Genomic DNA, 20,865 nt, shown 5'->3' on the forward strand with positions numbered 1-20,865 from the left:
CGAGTGTCTCTGATCGCTTCTGACCACTTCCGCATCGTTGTCGGCCTCGGCAAGAGCGGCATGTCCCTGGTTCGCTTCCTGGCGAACCGGGGCACGTCGTTTGCCGTGGCGGACACGCGGGAAAATCCACCGGAACTGGCCACGCTCAAGCGTGACTATCCGCACGTGGAAGTGCGTTGTGGCGAGCTGGACGTCGAATTCCTCTGCCGTGCCGACGAGCTCTACGTGAGCCCCGGCCTGGCGCTGGCGACCCCGGCCCTGCAAGCCGCCGCGGCCCGTGGCGTGAAACTGTCCGGCGACATCGAGCTGTTCGCGCGTAACGCGCAGGCGCCGATCGTGGCCATCAGCGGTTCCAATGCGAAAAGCACCGTCACCACCCTGGTCGGCGAGATGGCGGCCGCGGCCGGCAAACGTGTCGCCGTCGGCGGCAACCTCGGCACCCCGGCGCTGGATCTGCTCAGCAACGACGTCGAGCTGTACGTGATGGAACTGTCGAGTTTCCAGCTGGAGACCACCGACCAGCTCAACGCTGAAGTGGCCACCGTGCTGAACATCAGCGAAGACCACATGGATCGCTACAGCGGTCTGCCGGCGTACCACCTGGCCAAGCACCGGATCTTCCGGGGTGCCAAGCAGTTCGTGGTCAACCGTCAGGATGCGCTGAGCCGTCCGCTGATGGGCGAGGGCCAGCCGTGCTGGACCTTCGGCCTGACCAAACCGGATTTCAAGGCGTTCGGTATTCGTGAAGAAGACGGCGAGAAGTATCTGGCCTTCGAATTCCAGAACCTGATGCCAGTGCGCGAATTGAAGATTCGCGGCGCACACAACCAGTCCAATGCCCTTGCGGCGCTGGCGCTCGGTCATGCCGTGGGCCTGCCGTTCGACGCCATGCTCGCGGCACTGCGCACCTTCGCCGGCCTCGAACACCGCTGCCAGTGGGTGCGTGATCTCGATGGCGTCGCTTACTACAACGATTCCAAAGCCACCAACGTTGGCGCCGCACTGGCCGCCATCGAAGGCTTGGGCGCAGACATCGACGGCAAGGTCATCCTCATCGCCGGTGGCGATGGCAAGGGTGCCGAGTTCAACGATTTGCGTGATCCAGTCGCGGCCAACTGCCGTACGGTGATCCTGATGGGCCGCGACTCCGACAAGATTGGCGAGGCGATTGGCGATGCCGTGCCACTGATTCGCGCGACCTCGCTGGTTGACGCCGTTGCGCAATGCCGCGCCGCCGCCCAGCCGGGTGATGTGGTGCTGTTGTCGCCGGCCTGCGCCAGTTTCGACATGTTCAAGAATTACGAAGACCGTGGTCACCAGTTCGTCCGCGCTGTGGAGGAATTGGCATGAGCCTGCGCAATATCATCAAACCGTATCCGTCGCCGATCATCACCGGGCGCGGTATCGACCTCGATTTCCCGATGCTCGCCGGTTGCCTGGCGCTGCTTGGTCTCGGGTTGATCATGATCGCCTCGGCGTCCACGGAAGTCGCGGCGGCGCAGTCGGGCAGCCCGCTGTATTACATGATTCGCCACCTTATTTATGTGGTACTCGGACTGGGCGCGTGCATCGTCACCATGATGATTCCGATCGCCACCTGGCAACGTCTTGGCTGGTTGATGTTGATCGGTGCGTTCGGCTTGCTGGTGATGGTGATCATTCCCGGCATCGGCCGCGAAGTGAACGGTTCGATGCGCTGGATCGGGTTCAGCTTCTTCAACGTGCAGCCGTCCGAAATCGCCAAAGTGTTCGTGGTGATCTACCTCGCCGGTTATCTGGTGCGGCGTCAGAAAGAAGTACGCGAAAGCTGGATGGGTTTCTTCAAGCCGTTCATCGTGCTGCTGCCGATGGCGGGCCTGTTGCTGATGGAGCCGGACTTCGGTGCCACCGTGGTGATGATGGGTGCAGCGGCGGCAATGCTATTCCTCGGCGGGGTCGGGTTGTTCCGCTTCTCGCTGATGGTGGTGCTGGCGGTCGGCGCCGTGGTCTTGCTGATTCAAATGCAACCGTACCGTATGGCGCGTCTGACCAACTTCGCCGACCCGTGGGCCGACCAGTTCGGCGCCGGCTATCAATTGTCGCAAGCCTTGATCGCCTTTGGTCGCGGTGAGTGGCTGGGCGTCGGTCTGGGCAACAGCGTGCAGAAGCAGTTCTACCTGCCGGAAGCGCACACCGACTTCGTGTTCTCGGTACTGGCCGAAGAGCTCGGCGCCGTCGGTTCGCTGTGCACCGTCGCGCTGTTCGTGTTCGTGTGTATTCGCGGCATGTACATCGGCTTGTGGGCCGAGAAAGCCAAACAGTTCTTCGCCGCTTACGTGGCTTACGGTCTGTCGTTCCTGTGGATTGGTCAGTTCCTGATCAACATCGGTGTGAACGTCGGCCTGCTGCCAACCAAGGGTCTGACATTGCCGTTCCTCAGTTACGGCGGCAGTTCGTTGGTGATCTGCTGTGCCTGCCTTGGCTTGTTGCTGAGGATCGAGTGGGAGAGTCGAACCCACCTGGGCAGTGAAGAAATGGAATTCCATGAAAGCGACTTCGCCGAGGAGCCGAATCATGGGCGCTAATGTATTGATCATGGCCGGCGGCACCGGCGGCCACGTGTTCCCGGCGCTGGCCTGTGCCCGCGAGTTTCAGGCGCGCGGCTACACCGTGCACTGGCTCGGCACGCCACGCGGAATTGAAAATGAACTGGTGCCGGCCGCAGGTCTTGAACTGCACCGCATCAACGCCACCGGCCTGCGCGGCAAGGGCAAGCTGTCGCTGCTCAAGGCGCCGTTCATGCTGCTCAAATCGGTCTGGCAGGCGCGGGCGATCATCCGTCGCTTGCAGCCGGTGTGCGTGGTTGGCTTCGGTGGTTATGTGACTGGCCCTGGTGGCCTTGCCGCGAAACTGGCCGGCGTGCCGGTAATCGTTCATGAGCAGAACGCTGTGGCCGGCACCGCCAATCGGTTGCTGGTGCCGTTCGCCGCTCGGGTGTGTGAAGCGTTCCCCGACACCTTTACTCTGTCGGACACCCGCCGTACCACCGGAAACCCGGTGCGCAGCGAGCTGTTCCTCGACACATCGCGACCTGCTCTGGCCGGTCGCAAAGCGCGTTTGCTGATCCTCGGCGGAAGCCTTGGCGCAGAACCGTTGAACAAATTGCTGCCTGAAGCCCTGGCCCAAGTCGCTGCCGATTTGCGCCCGGAAGTGTTTCATCAGGCCGGCAAAAACCACGATGAAGTGACTGCAGAGCGCTACCGCGCCGCCGGCGTCGATGCGCAGGTGCAGCCGTTCATCAAAGACATGGCCCAGGCCTATGGCTGGGCTGACCTGGTGGTGTGCCGCGCAGGCGCGTTGACCATCAGTGAGCTGGCTGCCGCCGGTCTGCCCTCGATGCTGGTGCCTTTGCCCCACGCAATCGACGATCACCAGACCCGCAACGCCGATTATTTGGCCCGTGAAGGCGCTGCCTTCCTGATGCCGCAAAGAACGACTGGTGCCGCGGACCTTGCCGCGCGCCTGACAGAGGTCTTGATGCAACCGCAACGACTCGAAGATATGGCCCAAGCGGCCCGCCGTCTGGCGAAACCCGATGCCACCCGTAGCGTGGTCGATACCTGTCTGGAGGTGGCCCATGGTTGAGAATCAGAAAGCCATGCCACAACCGGAAATGCGCCGCATCCGTCGCATCCACTTCGTCGGTATCGGCGGCGTGGGCATGTGCGGAATTGCCGAAGTGTTGTTGAACCTGGGCTATGAAGTGTCCGGTTCCGACCTGAAAGCTTCGCCGGTCACCGAACGTCTGGAATCGTTCGGCGCGCACATCTTCATCGGCCACCGTGCCGAGAACGCCGCTGCCGCCGATGTGCTGGTGGTGTCGAGCGCCGTGAACACCTCCAACCCGGAAGTCGCGACTGCCCTTGAGCGTCGTATCCCGGTGGTGCCGCGCGCCGAAATGCTCGCCGAACTGATGCGCTATCGCCACGGCATCGCCGTCGCCGGCACGCACGGCAAAACCACCACCACCAGCCTGATCGCTTCGGTGTTCGCCGCCGGTGGTCTGGATCCGACGTTCGTGATTGGTGGCCGTCTGAATGCCGCGGGCACCAATGCCCAGCTCGGCACCAGCCGTTACCTGATCGCCGAAGCCGATGAAAGCGATGCGAGCTTCCTGCACCTGCAACCGCTGGTGGCCGTGGTCACTAACATCGACGCCGACCACATGGCGACCTACGACGGTGACTTCAACAAACTGAAGAAAACCTTCGTCGAGTTCCTGCACAACCTGCCGTTCTACGGTTTGGCGGTGATGTGCCTGGACGATCCGGTGGTGCGTGAAATCCTCCCGCTGGTGAAGCGTCCGACCGTGACCTACGGCTTCAGCGAAGACGCTGACGTGCGCGCGATCAATATTCGCCAGCAAGGCATGCAGACGTTCTTCACCGTGCTGCGCCCGGATCGTGAACCGCTGGACGTGTCGGTGAACATGCCGGGCAACCACAACGTGCTCAACTCGCTGGCGACCATTTGCATCGCCACCGACGAAGGCGTCAGCGATGAAGCCATCGTTCAGGGTCTCTCTGGCTTCCAGGGTGTTGGCCGACGCTTCCAGGTCTACGGCGAACTGCCGGTGGACGGCGGCAACGTGATGCTGGTCGATGACTACGGTCACCACCCGACTGAAGTCGCGGCAGTGATCAAAGCCGTGCGCGGTGGCTGGCCGGAGCGCCGTCTGGTGATGGTGTATCAACCGCACCGTTACAGCCGCACCCGCGATCTGTACGACGACTTCGTCAATGTACTGGCCGACGCCAATGTTCTGCTGCTGATGGAAGTTTATCCGGCCGGCGAAGAGCCGATCCCCGGTGCCGACAGCCGCAAGCTGTGCAACAGCATCCGCCAGCGCGGTCAGCTCGACCCGATCTACATCGAGCGTGGCGTCGATCTGGCGCCGCTGGTCAAGCCACTGCTGCGTGCCGGCGACATCCTGCTGTGCCAGGGCGCCGGTGATATCGGCGGTCTCGCGCCGAAGCTGTTGAAAAGTGAATTGTTCGCTGGCGCCGTGGCGGCGTCGGTCGAGGGGAAGTTGAAATGACTGCTGCCTACGCCAAGCTGTTTTCCACGATCGCGCCGAAAGACTTCGGCCGCGTCGCCGTGCTCTTCGGCGGTCTGAGTGCCGAGCGTGAGGTTTCGCTGAAATCCGGTAACGCCGTGCTCGATGCCCTGCAAAGCGCTGGCGTGGATGCGTTCGGCATCGACGTTGGCGACGATATTCTGCAACGTCTGCTCAGCGAGAAGATCGACCGCGCCTTCATCATTCTTCACGGCCGTGGCGGTGAAGACGGCTCCATGCAGGGCCTGCTCGAAGTGGCGGGTATTCCGTACACCGGCAGCGGCATTCTGGCTTCGGCACTGGCGATGGACAAACTGCGCACCAAGCAGGTCTGGCACAGCCTCGGGATTCCGACGCCGCGTCACGCCGTGCTGTGCAGCGAAGCCGATTGTATTTCGGCGGCGACGGAACTGGGCTTCCCTTTGATCGTCAAACCGGCGCATGAAGGTTCAAGTATCGGGATGGCCAAAGTGAGTTCTGCGTCCGAGTTGATCGACGCATGGAAAGCGGCCAGTACCTACGATTCGCAAGTCTTGGTTGAGCAATGGATTCAAGGTCCGGAGTTCACCATCGCCACCCTGCGTGACCAGGTGTTGCCTCCAATCGCCCTGGGTACACCGCACACGTTCTACGACTACGACGCCAAGTACATCGCCAACGATACCCAGTACCGCATTCCGTGCGGGCTGGATGCCGCCAAGGAACAGGAACTCATGGAGCTCACGGCCAAGGCCTGTGAGGCGCTGGGTATCGCCGGTTGGGGCAGGGCGGACGTGATGCAGGACGCCGACGGGCAGTTCTGGTTCCTCGAAGTGAACACCGCTCCGGGCATGACCGATCACAGTCTGGTACCGATGGCCGCGCGTGCGGCCGGTCTGGATTTCCAGCAACTGGTTCTGGCCATTCTGGCCGCCAGTGTTGAAGACGCTAGAGGTTAAGACGATGCAAGGCGCTCAGCTCCGACATCAGCCTCCCGCACCCGGCCGCAAGCCGGTGCCGCGGGGTGCCAGCCGCATGGTGGCGAAAGAGCCGATGTCCGCGCGCCTGCCGAAAGCCAATTTTGGTTTTCTGAAAAGTCTGTTCTGGCCGGTGCTGTTGGTTGCGCTGGGCTTTGGTACCTACGAAGGCGCGCAACGTTTGCTGCCGTACGCCGACCGGCCGATCACCAAAATCGCCGTGCAGGGCGACCTGAGCTACATCAGCCAGCAAGCGGTGCAGCAGCGGATCGCCCCGTACGTGGCGTCGAGCTTCTTCACCATCGACCTCGCCGGGATGCGCACCGAGCTTGAACAGATGCCGTGGATCGCCCACGCCGAAGTCCGTCGTGTGTGGCCGGACCAAGTGGTGATCCGCCTCGAAGAACAACTGCCGGTGGCGCGTTGGGGCGACGAGTCGTTGCTCAACAACCAGGGCCAGGCGTTTACGCCAAAGGAACTGGCGAACTACGAACACCTGCCACAGCTGTTCGGCCCACAACGGGCCCAGCAGCAAGTGATGCAGCAGTATCAGGTGCTGAGCCAGATGCTGCGCCCGTTGGGCTTCTCGATTGCGCGCCTGGAATTGCGTGAACGCGGGAGTTGGTTCCTGACTACCGGTGCCGGCAGTTCCGGCCCCGGCATCGAGTTGCTGCTGGGACGCGGCAACCTGGTGGAAAAGATGCGCCGCTTTATCGCCATCTATGACAAGACGCTTAAAGACCAGATTACGAACATTGCGCGCATCGATCTGCGCTACGCCAACGGCCTCGCTGTTGGCTGGCGGGAACCTGTAGCGCCGACGACAGCCCAACCCGCTGTCGCAAAGAATTAAGAAGAGGCAGGACCCATGGCAAACGTGCAAAGCGGCAAAATGATCGTCGGTCTCGATATCGGCACCTCCAAAGTGGTGGCGCTGGTCGGCGAGGTCTCCGACGACGGCACGCTGGAAATCGTCGGGATCGGTACCCATCCGTCCCGTGGCCTGAAGAAGGGCGTGGTGGTCAACATCGAGTCCACCGTGCAATCGATCCAGCGCGCGATCGAAGAAGCCCAACTGATGGCGGGCTGCCGCATTCACTCGGCGTTCGTCGGCGTGGCGGGCAATCACATCCGCAGCCTGAACTCCCACGGCATCGTCGCGATCCGTGATCGCGAAGTCAGCTCGGCCGACCTTGAGCGCGTGCTCGACGCCGCTCAGGCCGTGGCGATCCCGGCTGACCAGCGTGTGCTGCACACCCTGCCGCAGGATTACGTGATCGATAACCAGGAAGGCGTTCGTGAGCCACTGGGCATGTCCGGCGTGCGTCTGGAGGCCAAGGTTCACGTGGTCACCTGCGCCGTCAACGCCGCACAGAACATTGAAAAATGCGTGCGTCGCTGCGGTCTGGAAATCGACGACATCATTCTCGAGCAACTGGCCTCGGCCTACTCGGTGCTGACCGACGACGAGAAAGAGCTGGGCGTGTGCCTGGTCGACATCGGCGGCGGCACCACCGACATCGCGATCTTCACCGAAGGCGCGATCCGTCACACCGCGGTGATCCCGATTGCCGGTGATCAGGTGACCAACGACATCGCCATGGCGTTGCGCACCCCGACCCAGTACGCCGAAGAAATCAAGATTCGCTACGCCTGCGCCCTGGCGAAACTGGCCGGTGCCGGTGAAACCATCAAGGTGCCAAGCGTTGGTGACCGTCCACCGCGCGAACTGTCGCGTCAGGCCCTGGCCGAAGTGGTCGAGCCGCGTTACGACGAACTGTTCACGCTGATCCAGGCCGAGCTGCGTCGCAGCGGCTACGAAGACCTGATCCCGGCCGGCATCGTCCTCACCGGCGGTACCTCGAAGATGGAAGGCGCCACTGAACTGGCCGAAGAAATCTTCCACATGCCGGTCCGCCTCGGTGTGCCGCACGGTGTGAAAGGCCTGGATGACGTGGTGCGCAACCCGATTTATTCCACTGGCGTTGGCTTGTTGATGTACGGCCTGCAAAAGCAGTCCGACGGGGTTTCGTTCTCCGGCATCGGCAGCCGCGACAGCTACAGCAACGAAGAGCCACAGGCGCCGTTGCTGGACCGATTGAAGAAGTGGGTTCAAGGCAACTTCTAAAGCTTTACCGCAACACCGCAACAAAAATGCAGTAGGCGAAAAAACTAGAGAATGTAAGGAGAGGGAAAATGTTCGAACTCGTAGACAACATCCCCGCAAGCCCGGTAATCAAAGTTATCGGTGTTGGCGGTGGCGGCGGCAACGCTGTCAACCACATGGTCAAGAGCAACATCGAAGGCGTTGAATTCATCTGCGCCAACACTGATGCTCAAGCGCTGAAAAACATCGGCGCGCGCACCATTCTGCAACTGGGTACCGGTGTGACCAAAGGTCTGGGCGCCGGCGCCAACCCTGAAGTAGGTCGTCAGGCCGCTCTCGAAGACCGTGAGCGCATTGCCGAAGTCCTGCAGGGCACCAACATGGTGTTCATCACCACTGGCATGGGCGGCGGTACCGGTACCGGTGCTGCGCCGATCATTGCCGAAGTGGCCAAGGAAATGGGCATTCTGACTGTTGCGGTCGTGACTCGTCCGTTCCCGTTCGAAGGCCGCAAGCGTATGCAGATCGCCGACGAAGGCATCCGCATGCTTTCGGAAAGCGTCGACTCGTTGATCACTATCCCCAACGAGAAGCTGCTGACCATCCTCGGTAAAGACGCAAGCCTGCTGTCGGCTTTCGCCAAGGCTGACGACGTACTGGCCGGTGCCGTTCGCGGTATCTCCGACATCATCAAGCGTCCGGGCATGATCAACGTCGACTTCGCCGACGTGCGTACCGTGATGAGCGAAATGGGCATGGCGATGATGGGCACTGGCTGCGCCAGCGGTCCGAACCGTGCACGTGAAGCCACTGAAGCGGCGATCCGCAATCCGCTGCTGGAAGACGTGAACCTGCAAGGCGCACGCGGCATCCTGGTGAACATCACCGCCGGTCCTGACCTGTCTCTGGGTGAGTACTCCGACGTGGGTAGCATCATCGAAGCCTTCGCTTCCGAGCACGCAATGGTCAAGGTCGGTACCGTTATCGATCCGGACATGCGCGACGAGCTGCACGTAACTGTGGTTGCCACTGGTCTGGGCGCGAAAATCGAGAAGCCTGTAAAGGTCATCGACAACACCGTTCACACCTCCATGGCTTCCGCCCAGGTGCAACAACCGGCTGCGGCCCGTCAGGAAGCGCCAGCGGTCAACTATCGTGATCTGGACCGTCCGACCGTCATGCGCAACCAGGCTCAGGCCGGTGCTGCGGCTGCCGCGAAGATGAATCCGCAAGATGATCTGGACTACCTGGACATCCCGGCTTTCCTGCGTCGTCAGGCCGATTGATGGAATGTATCAGGGCTATGAAGGTGATTGGTGTTCAGCAAAGGCATGGTCTGCTATCATCGCCAGCCTTTGTTGATACCAGTTCGCAATTTGCGCTGAAGCGGCCCAAGCCATGATTAAACAACGCACACTGAAAAATATTATCCGTGCCACAGGTGTAGGCCTGCACTCCGGTGAGAAGGTCTATCTGACCCTCAAGCCTGCGCCTGTCGACACTGGCATTGTGTTTTGTCGCGCTGACCTCGACCCTGTGGTGCAGATCCCTGCCCGCGCGGAAAACGTCGGTGAAACCACTATGTCGACGACGCTGATTAACGGCGACGTGAAAGTGGACACGGTAGAGCACTTGCTCTCGGCCATGGCTGGCCTGGGCATCGATAACGCCTACGTCGAGCTCTCCGCGTCCGAAGTCCCGATCATGGATGGCAGCGCTGGACCTTTCGTATTCCTGATTCAATCGGCAGGCCTGGAAGAACAGGACGCCGCCAAGAAATTCATCCGTATCCTGCGTGAAGTGACAGTGGAAGACGGCGACAAGCGCGCCACTTTCGTCCCTTTCGAAGGGTTCAAGGTGAGCTTCGAGATCGATTTCGATCACCCGGTATTCCGGGACCGCACCCAAAGTGCAAGCGTGGATTTTTCCAGCACTTCGTTCGTAAAAGAAGTCAGCCGCGCCCGTACCTTTGGTTTCATGAGTGATATCGAGTACCTGCGCAAGCACAACCTCGCACTCGGCGGCAGCGTTGAAAACGCAATCGTGGTCGATGCCGATGGCGTGTTGAACGAAGACGGTCTTCGCTATGAAGACGAATTCGTGAAGCACAAGATCCTCGATGCCATTGGCGATCTGTATCTGCTGGGTAACAGCCTGATTGGTGAGTTCAAAGGCTTCAAGTCCGGTCATGCACTGAACAACCAGCTGTTGCGCAAGTTGATTGAGCAAACAGATGCTTGGGAAGTAGTGACGTTCGAAGACGCCAGTACCGCACCAATCTCTTACATGCGCCCGGTTGCGGCAGTGTAAGTAAAAAACCTCTCTAGTTTTTTGAAGGCCATCCTCGGATGGCCTTTTTTTATGCCTGCAATTTCTCTAGTGGCTGATCCGGCCTCTTCGCGAGCAGGCTCGCTCCCACAGGGGAATGCATTTCAAATGTGGGAGCGAGCCTGCTCGCGAAGGCGCCAGCGCAAAATGCGCAGAACATTCAGGCAGCCACTACCACCCGATTACGCCCACCTTCCTTGGCCTGATACAGCGCCTTGTCCGCCGCAAACAGCAACTGCTCCAGCGTCATCTCACTCGTCGCCACCCAAGTGGCAATGCCGATACTCACGGTCATCGGCCGCTCAGCGCCGTCGACCAACGGCAATTGCTGCACCGCCTGACGAATATGCTCGGCGATCTGCTGCGCGCCATGACTGTCGGTCTCGGCCAGAATCACCGAAAACTCCTCACCCCCATAACGTGCGACCAGATCCGCCGGTCGCCGGACATTTTCAGCAATGACTCGCGCCAGCGTCTTCAGCGCCTGATCCCCGCCCTGATGCCCATGTCGATCATTGAAAGCCTTGAAGTGATCGGCATCGATCATCATCACCGACAGCGGCTTGCCCGAGCGCTGGGCGCGGAACCACTCGTGACGTAGCGCCTGATCAAGCATCCGACGATTGGCTACACCGGTCAGCGCATCGGTGGCGGCCAATTGCGCCAGCTCCCGTTCGGCCCGTTGGCGCAAACGCAACTCGCGAGCCAGCAGCCAGGTCAGCCATAACAACCCTACGCACAGTATCCCCGTAGCGCCGCTGATCAACATCGCGGTGCGCCGCCAAGTGCCGAACACTTCATCACTGGACAGCGCGACCATCACCGTCAGCGGCAGATTGCCGACCCGCGAATAGGTGTAGAGGCGCTGTTGCTGGTCCATGCTTGAGGTGCTGGTGAAACTGCCATTGCCATCCTTGTCGCGCAGGATCCGGATCACGTTAGGCCGGTTGCCGAAGCTCTTGCCGATGGAGTCGCTTTGCAAATAGGGCTTTTGCGCCAGCAGAACCCCGTCGTTGTCGATGATGTTCAGCGTGCTGCCTTTGCCGATGTCGAGGCTGTTGAATAATTGGTCGAAGTAGTCGAGTTTCATCGACGCCACGGCCACGCCGGCAAACTCACCGGTTTGCGAGGAAATCCGTCGACTGAAGCTGATCCGCCACTGGTTGGCTTCATCGCAGTCGCAACGGGTCTTGAACGGGCGACTGATAAACATGCCGATGTCGCGATTGAACGCGTGCGCGAGGAAGTAATCGCGGTCGGCAAAGTTGCCCGGTTTTGCCTCGATCCGCGAAGAGTCGGCGATGACATCGCCATGCTTGTCGAGGAGCAGAATGTCGCCTTTGAAGCGCGCCGTGGTCGAGCGGTCGAACAGCGCCAGATGACGGATCTGCGGAGAGACATCTTGCAGGTCATCGCGCTGGGCGGCGGCGATCAGACCTTGCAGGGTCAGGTCGTACAACTCGACCGTGCGCAGCACATCGGCGTCGATCAGTTGTGCGATGGTGGTGGCGCTGCGGGTGGCCGATTCCTGAGCATTGGCATGCTCACGAATCAGCAGGAACGTGACGATGCACAAAATCGCGATCACGGTCAGCGAACTGCCGCAGATCAGCAGCAGCTCGGGGCGTCCGGTTTTGCCCGCAACGGGTGGGGTACGGCTCGCGATCATGATTGGGCTGTCGGTTGGGGGAGTCTTATAAGCGTAGTAGGCCAAACACCACAGCCGAAGCCAGAAACCATTCCCAATGTGGGAGCGAGCCTGCTCGCGAAAATGGCATGTCATTCAACATAGATGTCGATTGATAGACCGCCTTCGCGAGCAGGCTCGCTCCCACAAGGGTAGATCCTGGAATTCAATACGGTGTTATGGCGCCGATCTTAGAAGACGTTGATCGGGTAGTCGATGATGACGCGGTATTCATCTGTGTCTGAATCGATCACACCGTAACCGTTACCGCCACGGTTGGTGGCCCATTGCAGGTGCACCGCCAGATCTTTGGCCTGACCGCTCTGCACCACGTACTTCAAGTCGAGATCGCGTTCCCAGTGCTTGGCATTACGGCCGTCGGCGCTGTACCAGTTGGAATAGCCTTTACTGTCGGAGTCAACCTTGGTCAGGTCCACCGTGCCGCGCGAGTAGGACACCGACGAGGTCAGACCCGGCACGCCGACACCGGCGAAGTCATAGGCGTATTTAAGCTTCCACGAGCGTTCGTTCGGGCCGTTGAAGTCGGAATACTGCTGCGAGTTGTCGAGGTAAACGCTGTCACCCTGACTGATGTAATCGAACGGCGTGTTGCCGTTGACTCGCTGATACGCAGCGGTAACGCTGTGGCTACCCACGCCGACGGTGAAGTGCAGGCTGTAAGTGTTGTTGTCGATGTTGCCGAGCAGGGCATCACCGGTGTCTTGCGTGTGATAGAAGTGCAGGCCCGGGTTGAGGCTGACCAGATCGTTCAACTGCCACGTGTAGTCGAGGTCGTAGTAGTACTGGTTCCAGATGTCCTTCAGCTCGGAAGCGTAAAGGCTGCTGGTCAAACCCTCGACACCGCTCCACGCCACGCCGGCCCAGTTCAGATGCTGGCTCTCATCGCCGTCCGCCAGCGTGCCGTAGGAAGTGCCAATGCGCGTGTGGCCGCTTTGGTTGTACGGCTTGGTGAAACTGGCCTGGCCGCCTTCGATCAACCAGCCATCGAAACTGTGATTGGTCAGACTGACGCCACGGAAAGTCTGCGGCAGCATGCGTGTTTCACCGCCAGCAATCACCGGGTTGGTGAGGAACAGGTCACCGGCCTTCAACTCGGTATCGAACGCGCGCATTTTCAACGTACCGCCCGCCGTAGAGAATGCCCCCGGCGCTTTGCCGCCATTCTCGCGGACCGGCAAGATGCTCGACCCGTCCGTGCCGCCACCACCGTCGAGTTTCAGCCCGAGCATGGCGTGGGCATCGATGCCGAAACCGAGCGTGCCTTCGGTGTAACCCGACTGGAACACCCCGAGAAAGCCCTGGCCCCACTCGATGTTGTCGTCCGCTTTCTGCAAGCGGTTGCGATTCATGTAGTAGTTGCGGGCGTTGAGATTGAGGCTTGAGCCTTCGACGAAGCCTTCGTTGGCGGACTCGTCGGCGTGGGCGGCGGGGGCAATCGTTGCGGCAATTGCAATGAACAGCGGGGTGTAGCGGACTGGGTAACGCACTTGCGATGGAGCTCCTTGGGTCAACTGGCCCTGCAATGGCTTGAGGGCTTGATGTTTCTTGTTGTTACAGACGAACCAAACGGCTTTCAAACCACAACGAAAAAAGGCCGCTGAACGGCAGCGGCCTGGAATGACGACGGTTGAACGGGAAGAGCCAAACAACCGCGTCGAGGGAAACGTTGGCGCGGTGCGCGACTCAGCTGTCCTTCTCGGATACTTGAGCCTGGGAAGTTAATGCCTGCGGGGCTTGCGTAGCGTCTTGCGCCTTGGCCATCACTTCAGCCTGATGCTGATCGAAGGCCTGAGCGCGAGCGACATTCTGCGCCACGAACGACTGCGATTCTTCAGCCATCGCCACCGGCGACAGGATCAATGAGGACAAAACGAACGCGCTGGCAATACCCATACTGTTGGACATCTTGAAAACCTTCTCGCTTGGCGAGTGCTGTTTGGTGCGGGCAAAGATAAGGTTGCCGGGCGTCGGGAAACAGCGTGATTTTCATAAATGACTGTTGCGCGGGAGGTAAAAGTCGAAGATCGCGGTGCGGCCAAGAGCAACCCCCTCACCCCAGCCCTCTCCCGGAGGGAGAGGGCGCTGACCGAGGTGTCTGGCGTTGTACATCGACCTGAAAGATCGAGTCGATTATGGATTCGGTGAATCAAGATCAGGTCGGTGCACATCTGCAGCATCCCCCGATCAGTCCCCTCTCCCTCTGGGAGAGGGTTAGGGTGAGGGGCTTTTCAGACCGGCAAATAAATCCCGAAGGTATTCATCCCCCGATCACTGCGCACAAACACATCCCCCCCATGCATCAGCGCAATCGCCTTGACGATCGCCAGCCCCAATCCGTGGTTATTGCCGCTGTTACTGCGCGACGCATCGACCCGATAAAATCGCTCGAACAACCGTGGCAAATGCTCACTGGCAATCGGCGATCCCGGGTTGGCGACACCAATACTCACCTGATGCGCTTCAACCTCAATCCGCACCTCGATCACCTGACCCGCCCCGGTGTGCTGCACCGCGTTGCTGAGTAAATTGATCAACGCCCGACGCAAATGCGCGACCTCGATCTGCACCAGCGCATCACCACTGACTTGCACCTCAACCTGCGCGTCTTCAAGGATGAAATCCAGATACTCCAGCGTCGTCGCCACCTCATCGGCTAACGAAGTAGAAGTCAGTTTGGTCGCCTTGTTGCCCTGATCGGCACTGGCGAGAAACAGCATGTCATTGATGATTGAACGCAGCCGTTCCAGCTCTTCGAGATTGGATTGCAGTACCTCGAAATAGTGTTCGGCAGAGCGTCCGCGAGTCAGCGCCACTTGCGTCTGGCCAATCAGATTGGTCAGCGGCGAACGCAGCTCATGGGCGACGTCGGCGTTGAACGATTCCAGCCTTGAATAGGCCTGTTCAACCCGCTCCAGCGTCGAGTTGAACGAGTCGACAAACTGCTCCAGCTCCGGCGGCAACGGCGACAAACGCAAGCGCCCAGCGCGCAGCGGTGGTGCCAGTCTTTGCGCTTCGTGGGACAGTTTGATCAGTGGCTTGAGACCAATCCGCGCCACCCAATAACCCAGCGCCGAAGCCATCAGCACACCGACAATCGCCAGCCCGATCAGGGCGATCAACAGATTGTGCTGAGTCTCATGAAACGTCTCGGTATCAATGCCGATCATGAAGCGCAGCGGCGGACGTTGATCCTTGGCCGGCAGCTCGGTGAGCAACACTTTCAGCGGATAGGGATGGTCGGGTAACTGCAGGTCATGCATGCCCAACGGGCCTTGAGCGAACGCGCGAATCGCCGCATCGGGCTGACCATACTCGTATCCCGGATCGCCACTCACCACCCAGAACCGAATGCGTTTGTCTTCCTCGCCAAGCAGCTTCAACTTGGCGTTGATCTTCACCCAATGCTCCGGCGTACCGAAGCGATTGAGCGCCGATTCGAGCACGCTGTAACGCGCATCCAGTTCGGCTTCCGGCAGCAGCCCCAAGCCTTTGTCGACCTGCTGATACAACGCGCCGCCGATCAACAGAAACACCAGCAGCGCCACCAGCGTGAACATGCCGCTTAAACGCAGGGCAATCGAATTACTGGACACCACGGCTCTCCAGCACATAACCCATGCCACGAATGGTGTGCAGCAACTTCTCGTCGAACGGGCCGTCGAGCTTGGCGCGCAGGCGTTTGATCGCCACTTCGACGACGTTGGCATCGCTGTCGAAATTGATGTCCCAGACCATCTCGGCAATCGCGGTTTTCGAGAGGATTTCACCCTGGCGGCGGGCGAGGACACTGAGCAGCGAAAATTCCTTGGCCGTCAGATCCAGACGCGTGCCGGCACGGGTCGCCTTGCGGCTGATCAGATCTATCCACAGGTCGGCGATGCTCACTTGCACCGGTTCATGGCCGCCGCTGCGCCGGGTCAGCGCTTGCAGGCGCGCGACCAGTTCGAGGAAGGAAAACGGTTTGCCGAGGTAATCGTCGGCCCCGTCGCGCAGGCCTTTGATGCGGTCTTCGACGCGCTCGCGGGCGGTGAGCATGATCACCGGGGTCTGCTTGCGCGCACGCAATGCGCGCAGCACGCCGAAGCCATCGAGGCCCGGCAACATGACGTCGAGGACGATCACCGCGTAGTCGCTTTCCAGCGCCAGATGCAGACCCTCGACGCCGTCGCGGGCCAGATCCACGGTGTAACCCTGTTCCGTCAGGCCGCGGTGCAGATAGTCCGCGGTTTTTTCCTCGTCTTCGATAATCAGAACGCGCATGACCCTGCCTCAGTCTGTGGTCGCCAATGCCGGTGAGGGCATCGGTTTGGGCCGGTGGAACAGCCGCTCGAGCCACAAGTATATGACCGGAGTGGTAAACAACGTCAGCATCTGGCTGACCAGCAAACCGCCGACCACCGCGATCCCCAACGGTTGGCGCAGTTCGGCGCCGGTGCCGTAGCCGAGCATCAGCGGCAGGGCGCCGAGCAGGGCGGCGAGGGTGGTCATGATGATCGGCCGGAACCGCGTGATGCACGCTTCGAAAATCGCATCCTGCGGCGACAGGCCTCGATGACGCTGCGCCTCCAGCGCAAAGTCGATCATCAGGATGCCGTTCTTCTTGACGATACCGATCAGTAACACCAGGCCGATCAACGCCATGATCGAAAAGTCCTGGCCGCAGATCCACAGCATGATCACCGCGCCCAAACCCGCCGCCGGCAGCGTCGAGATGATCGTCAGCGGGTGCACGAAGCTTTCATAAAGCACACCGAGAATGATGTACACCGCCACCAGCGCCGCAAGAATCAGCCATGGCTGACTGGCCAGCGAACTCTGGAACGCCTGTGCCGCGCCCTGGAAATTGCCGCTGATGGCGGTGGGCATGCCGATCTCGGCCTTGGCCTGATTGAGCAGAATCACCGCATCACCCAGCGCCACGCCGGGCGCAAGGTTGAACGACAGGTTGGCGGCCGGGAACATGCCGTCGTGGGCGATCGACAACGGGCCAATGGTCGGCGCATCGAATTTGGCCAGCGCCGACAGCGGCACCATCTCGCCACTCAGCGGCGAACGCAGGTAGAAATAGTTGAGGCTTTCGGCCTTGCCGCGTTGTTTGGTGTCCAGCTCCAGAATCACGTTGTACTGGTTGACTTGGGTCTGGAATTCATTGATCTGCCGCTGGCCGAACGCGTCGTACAGTGCCTCGTCGACATCGCTCGCGGTCAGGCCGAAACGTGCGGCGGCGCTGCGGTCGATGCTGATGTGGGTGATGCTGCCGCCCAGTTGCAGATCGTTGGAAATGTCGCGGAACGCCGGGTTGCTGCGCAGTTTTTCCGTGAGGCGTTGCGTCCATGTCGCGAGGGTCGCGCCGTCGTTACTCTTAAGCACGTATTGATATTGCGCGCGGCTCGGGCCAGAGCTGAGGTTGATGTCCTGGCCGGCGCGCAGGTAGAGGACGATGCCGGGGACTTTCATCAGTTGCGGGCGGATGCGGTCGATGAACTGGCTGGCTGAAACATCACGGTCGCCACGTTTTTTCAGGGCGATCCAGAAGCGGCCGTTGGCGATGGTCTGGTTACTGCCGGACACGCCGACCGAATGGGAGAACGCCTGCACGGCCGGATCGGCAGCGACGATTTCGGCCATGGCCAAGTGTTTTTTCACCATGTCGCCGTAGGAGATATCCGCCGCAGCTTCGGTGGTGCCGAGGACGAAACCGGTGTCCTGCACCGGGAAGAAACCTTTCGGGATAAAGATGTAACCGGCGATGGCCATCGCCAGCGACAAACCGAATACGCCGATCATCAATTTCTGATGGGCGAGGGCGCGGCGCAGGCCTTTTTCGTACCAGCCGAGCAGGCGTTCGCTGAAGCCCGGTTTGGCGTGGGCGTGGTGCACCGGTTTGCGCATGAACAGCGCGGCCAGCGTCGGCGCCAAAGTCAGCGACACCACCACGGAAATCATGATGGTCGAAGTCGCGGTCAGGGCGAATTCCTTGAACAGTCGCCCGACCACACCGCCCATGAACAGCAGCGGAATAAACGCTGCCACCAGCGAGAAACTGATCGAGACCACGGTGAAGCCGATCTCGCCGGCGCCCTTGATCGCCGCTTCGCGCATATCGTCGCCGGCCTCCAGATGGCGGTGGATGTTTTCCACCACCACGATCGCATCGTCGACGACGAAGCCGACCGCGACGACGATCGCCACCAGCGTCAGGTTGTTCAGGCTGAAACCGAGGATGTACATCAAGGCGAAACTGGCGATCAACGACACACCGAGTACCGCCGAAACAATCAGGGTCGCCGACAGCTGACGCAGGAACAGCGCCATCACCGCGACCACCAGCAGGATCGCGATCAACAGGGTGATTTCGACTTCATGCAACGAGGCCCGAATGGTCTGCGTACGGTCGATCAGGGTTTTCACCTGCACCGAGGCCGGCAGCATCGCTTCGAGGCCGGGCAGGGCAGCTTGAATGCGATCAACGGTTTCAACGATGTTGGCGCCGGGCTGGCGCGAGATCACCAGGTTCACCCCGGGTTGATCACCGGCCCAGGCTTGCACGTAGGCATCTTCCGAACCGTTGACGACTTTGGCGACATCACGCAGGTGAACCGGGGCGCCATCCTTGTAGGAAACGATGAGCTGGCTGTAGTCCTCGGGGTGGAACAACTGGTCGTTGGTCGACAGCGTCGAGATGCTTGATTCGCCGTACAGCGCACCTTTGGCGAGGTTGAGGCTGGTCTGTTGGATCGCCAGCCGAATGTCGGCGAGGGTCAGGCCGATCGCCGCCAGTTTGTCCGCCGAGGCTTGCACGCGAATCGCCGGACGTTGCTGACCGGTGATGTTGATTTGGCCTACGCCGTCGATCTGACTGATCTGACGCGAGAGCAGGGTTTCCACCAGGTCGCTGAGTTCGGTGCCGGGCATTTGCGTCGAGCTGACGCTGAGGATCAACACCGGGCTGTCGGCCGGGTTGACCTTCTTCCACGTGGGCAGCGTCGGCATGTCCTTGGGCAGTTTGCCGGCGGCGGTGTTGATCGCCGCCTGGACTTCTTGCGCAGCAGTGTCGATGCTTTTATCGAGGGTGAATTGCAGGGTCAGCAGGCTTGAGCCCAGCGCACTGCTGGAGGTCATCTGGGTCATGCCGGGGATGGCGCTGAATTGCACCTCCAGCGGCGTGGCCACGGACGAGGCCATGGTGTCGGGGCTGGCGCCGGGCAACTGCGCGGAAACCTGAATCGTCGGAAATTCCGCTTCCGGCAGTGGGGCGATTGGCAAGCGCGGGAAGGCAATGGCGCCGACCAGCACCAGCGCGATGGTCAGCAGAATCGTCGCGACCGGGTGATCGATGCACCACGTGGAGACGCCTTTGTGCGCCTTCATGGTTTCGGCTCCGTTTGCACCACCTGCGCCGGCTCGGTCATCACTTGCACGGTCGAACCGGGCTTGAGCCGCGACTGGCCGTCGGTCACCAGCACGTCACCGGACTTCACGCCTTTGATGATGTCCTGGCCGCTGCCTTGGTAAACCATCTGCACTTGCACGGCTTCGACCTTGTCGCCGTTTACCCGGTAGACGAAGTGTTGGTCGAGGCCGCGTTGTACGACGGTGGGTGGTACGACCAGCGCATCCTTGTCGAGGGCTGTCTGAATTTTTACCGTGACCAGCAGGCCGGGCCAGAGTTTCTGGCTGGCGTTGTCGAATTCGGCCTTGGCGCGGATGGTGCCGGTGTTGGCGTTGATCTGGTTGTCGATCAGGGTCAGGTGACCTTCGCCGAGCAGGTTGCCGGTTTCGCCGTCGGTGTCGGCGCCGATGTAGGCCTTGACCTGCGCGCGTTGCGGGTCGTTGATCAGGCCTTGCAGGGTCGGCAGCATTTGCTGTGGCAGGGAGAACTCGACGGCGATCGGGTCGATCTGGGTGACGGTGAACAGGCCGGCGGTGTCGGTCATGCGCAGGAAGTTGCCTTCATCGACTGTGCGAATACCGACGCGGCCGGTGACCGGGGAGCGAATCTGCGTGTAGGAAAGTTGTACCTGGGCGGAATCGATGGAGGCCTGGTTGCCTTGGGCGGTGGCTTTCAGTTGGTTGACCAGGGCTTGTTGCTGATCGTAGGTCTGTTTCGAAATGCCGTCGTCGACGGTGAGCAGTTTGTAGCGCTTGAGGTTGACCAGGGCGACTTGCAGTTGCGCCTGGCTTTCGCCCAGTTGCGCGCGGGCCTGGTCGAGGCTGGCGCGGATGGAGCGGTCGTCGATGGTGGCCAGCAGGTCGCCTGTTTTGACGAGTTGGCCTTCCTTGACGAGGATTTTGGTGAGGATGCCGTCGATCTGGGGGCGCACTACGACGCTGTGTAATGAGAGTACGGAGCCGATGCCGCTGGTGTAGCGGGGGACGTCTTTTTCGCTGACCGCTATGACTCGCACGGGGATTGCTGTGGGGGTGGCGAGTTTGGTCGGGGCGGGTTTCAGGGCGTACCACAGACCTGCGCCTGCGAGGACGATCAATAGGGTGGCGAGCAGGGCTTTGTTCTTTTGGATTCGCATGCGGGGTGGGCGCCGGACGGAGTTTGGGCAGGGTTGTTGTCTTTATAAACCTGTCTGCGGGTCAGTAGGGTGACGGCTAGCTGTCAGCGCTGTCAGTTTCGCTGGGTACATATCCGTTGCTGCGGTAACGGCGGCTTAGGGTT

General features: G+C 60.6%; 16 protein-coding genes. 9 read left to right on the forward strand and 7 right to left on the reverse strand.

What is annotated here, in order from left to right:
- Positions 1-3 precede the first annotated feature (3 nt).
- The 9 genes from murD (at position 4) to lpxC (ending at position 10,468) form a co-directional block, all read left to right on the forward strand.
- Positions 4-1,350 (forward strand): UDP-N-acetylmuramoyl-L-alanine--D-glutamate ligase, encoded by a 1,347-nt coding sequence (gene murD, locus A8O26_RS25900; protein WP_064120496.1) that lies wholly within the window; start codon positions 4-6, stop codon positions 1,348-1,350.
- Complete coding sequence (ftsW, locus tag A8O26_RS25905; protein WP_007916996.1) at positions 1,347-2,564, forward strand: putative lipid II flippase FtsW; 1,218 nt, start codon at positions 1,347-1,349, stop codon at positions 2,562-2,564. The genes murD and ftsW overlap by 4 nt, the downstream gene beginning before the upstream one ends.
- Positions 2,554-3,624, forward strand: coding sequence for an undecaprenyldiphospho-muramoylpentapeptide beta-N-acetylglucosaminyltransferase (murG, locus tag A8O26_RS25910; protein WP_064120497.1), 1,071 nt, complete (start codon positions 2,554-2,556; stop codon positions 3,622-3,624). Before ftsW ends, murG begins: the two co-directional genes overlap by 11 nt.
- The gene (gene murC, locus A8O26_RS25915) at positions 3,617-5,077 is read left to right on the forward strand and encodes a UDP-N-acetylmuramate--L-alanine ligase (RefSeq protein ID WP_064120498.1); all 1,461 of its coding nucleotides are present in this window, start codon (positions 3,617-3,619) and stop codon (positions 5,075-5,077) included. The genes murG and murC overlap by 8 nt, the downstream gene beginning before the upstream one ends.
- Positions 5,074-6,033: a D-alanine--D-alanine ligase gene (locus A8O26_RS25920; RefSeq protein WP_064120499.1), complete on the forward strand. Its 960-nt coding sequence runs from the start codon at positions 5,074-5,076 to the stop codon at positions 6,031-6,033. Before murC ends, A8O26_RS25920 begins: the two co-directional genes overlap by 4 nt.
- A gap of 4 nt (positions 6,034-6,037) precedes the next feature.
- Positions 6,038-6,904: a cell division protein FtsQ/DivIB gene (locus A8O26_RS25925; protein ID WP_041073143.1), complete on the forward strand. Its 867-nt coding sequence runs from the start codon at positions 6,038-6,040 to the stop codon at positions 6,902-6,904.
- A 15-nt stretch (positions 6,905-6,919) separates the two neighbouring features.
- Positions 6,920-8,179, forward strand: coding sequence for a cell division protein FtsA (gene ftsA / locus A8O26_RS25930; protein WP_064120500.1), 1,260 nt, complete (start codon positions 6,920-6,922; stop codon positions 8,177-8,179).
- A gap of 68 nt (positions 8,180-8,247) precedes the next feature.
- Positions 8,248-9,444: a cell division protein FtsZ gene (gene ftsZ, locus A8O26_RS25935; protein WP_007916986.1), complete on the forward strand. Its 1,197-nt coding sequence runs from the start codon at positions 8,248-8,250 to the stop codon at positions 9,442-9,444.
- Between the two features lie 112 nt (positions 9,445-9,556).
- The gene (gene lpxC / locus A8O26_RS25940; RefSeq protein ID WP_007916984.1) at positions 9,557-10,468 is read left to right on the forward strand and encodes a UDP-3-O-acyl-N-acetylglucosamine deacetylase; all 912 of its coding nucleotides are present in this window, start codon (positions 9,557-9,559) and stop codon (positions 10,466-10,468) included.
- A gap of 178 nt (positions 10,469-10,646) precedes the next feature.
- Here the strand turns inward: lpxC and A8O26_RS25945 are convergent, their stop codons facing one another.
- The 7 genes from A8O26_RS25945 to A8O26_RS25975 form a co-directional block, all read right to left on the reverse strand.
- Positions 10,647-12,155 carry a sensor domain-containing diguanylate cyclase gene (locus A8O26_RS25945; protein WP_064120501.1) on the reverse strand — a complete coding sequence of 503 codons (1,509 nt, stop codon included), beginning with the start codon at positions 12,153-12,155 and terminating at the stop codon, positions 10,647-10,649.
- A 209-nt stretch (positions 12,156-12,364) separates the two neighbouring features.
- Positions 12,365-13,681 (reverse strand): OprD family porin, encoded by a 1,317-nt coding sequence (locus tag A8O26_RS25950; RefSeq protein ID WP_064120502.1) that lies wholly within the window; start codon positions 13,679-13,681, stop codon positions 12,365-12,367.
- Positions 13,682-13,877: 196 nt separating this feature from the next.
- The gene (locus A8O26_RS25955) at positions 13,878-14,099 is read right to left on the reverse strand and encodes a hypothetical protein (RefSeq protein ID WP_064120503.1); all 222 of its coding nucleotides are present in this window, start codon (positions 14,097-14,099) and stop codon (positions 13,878-13,880) included.
- A gap of 323 nt (positions 14,100-14,422) precedes the next feature.
- Positions 14,423-15,787 (reverse strand): heavy metal sensor histidine kinase, encoded by a 1,365-nt coding sequence (locus tag A8O26_RS25960; RefSeq protein WP_064120504.1) that lies wholly within the window; start codon positions 15,785-15,787, stop codon positions 14,423-14,425.
- Complete coding sequence (locus A8O26_RS25965; protein ID WP_007916978.1) at positions 15,777-16,454, reverse strand: heavy metal response regulator transcription factor; 678 nt, start codon at positions 16,452-16,454, stop codon at positions 15,777-15,779. The genes A8O26_RS25960 and A8O26_RS25965 overlap by 11 nt, the downstream gene beginning before the upstream one ends.
- Before the next feature lie 9 nt (positions 16,455-16,463).
- Positions 16,464-19,565 carry a multidrug efflux RND transporter permease subunit gene (locus tag A8O26_RS25970; RefSeq protein WP_064120505.1) on the reverse strand — a complete coding sequence of 1,034 codons (3,102 nt, stop codon included), beginning with the start codon at positions 19,563-19,565 and terminating at the stop codon, positions 16,464-16,466.
- Positions 19,562-20,722 carry an efflux RND transporter periplasmic adaptor subunit gene (locus A8O26_RS25975; RefSeq protein WP_064120506.1) on the reverse strand — a complete coding sequence of 387 codons (1,161 nt, stop codon included), beginning with the start codon at positions 20,720-20,722 and terminating at the stop codon, positions 19,562-19,564. Before A8O26_RS25975 ends, A8O26_RS25970 begins: the two co-directional genes overlap by 4 nt.
- Positions 20,723-20,865: the final 143 nt, after the last annotated feature.

The sequence above is a fragment of the Pseudomonas fluorescens genome (assembly GCF_001648775.1).
Classification (GTDB): Bacteria; Pseudomonadota; Gammaproteobacteria; order Pseudomonadales; family Pseudomonadaceae; genus Aquipseudomonas; species Aquipseudomonas fluorescens_M.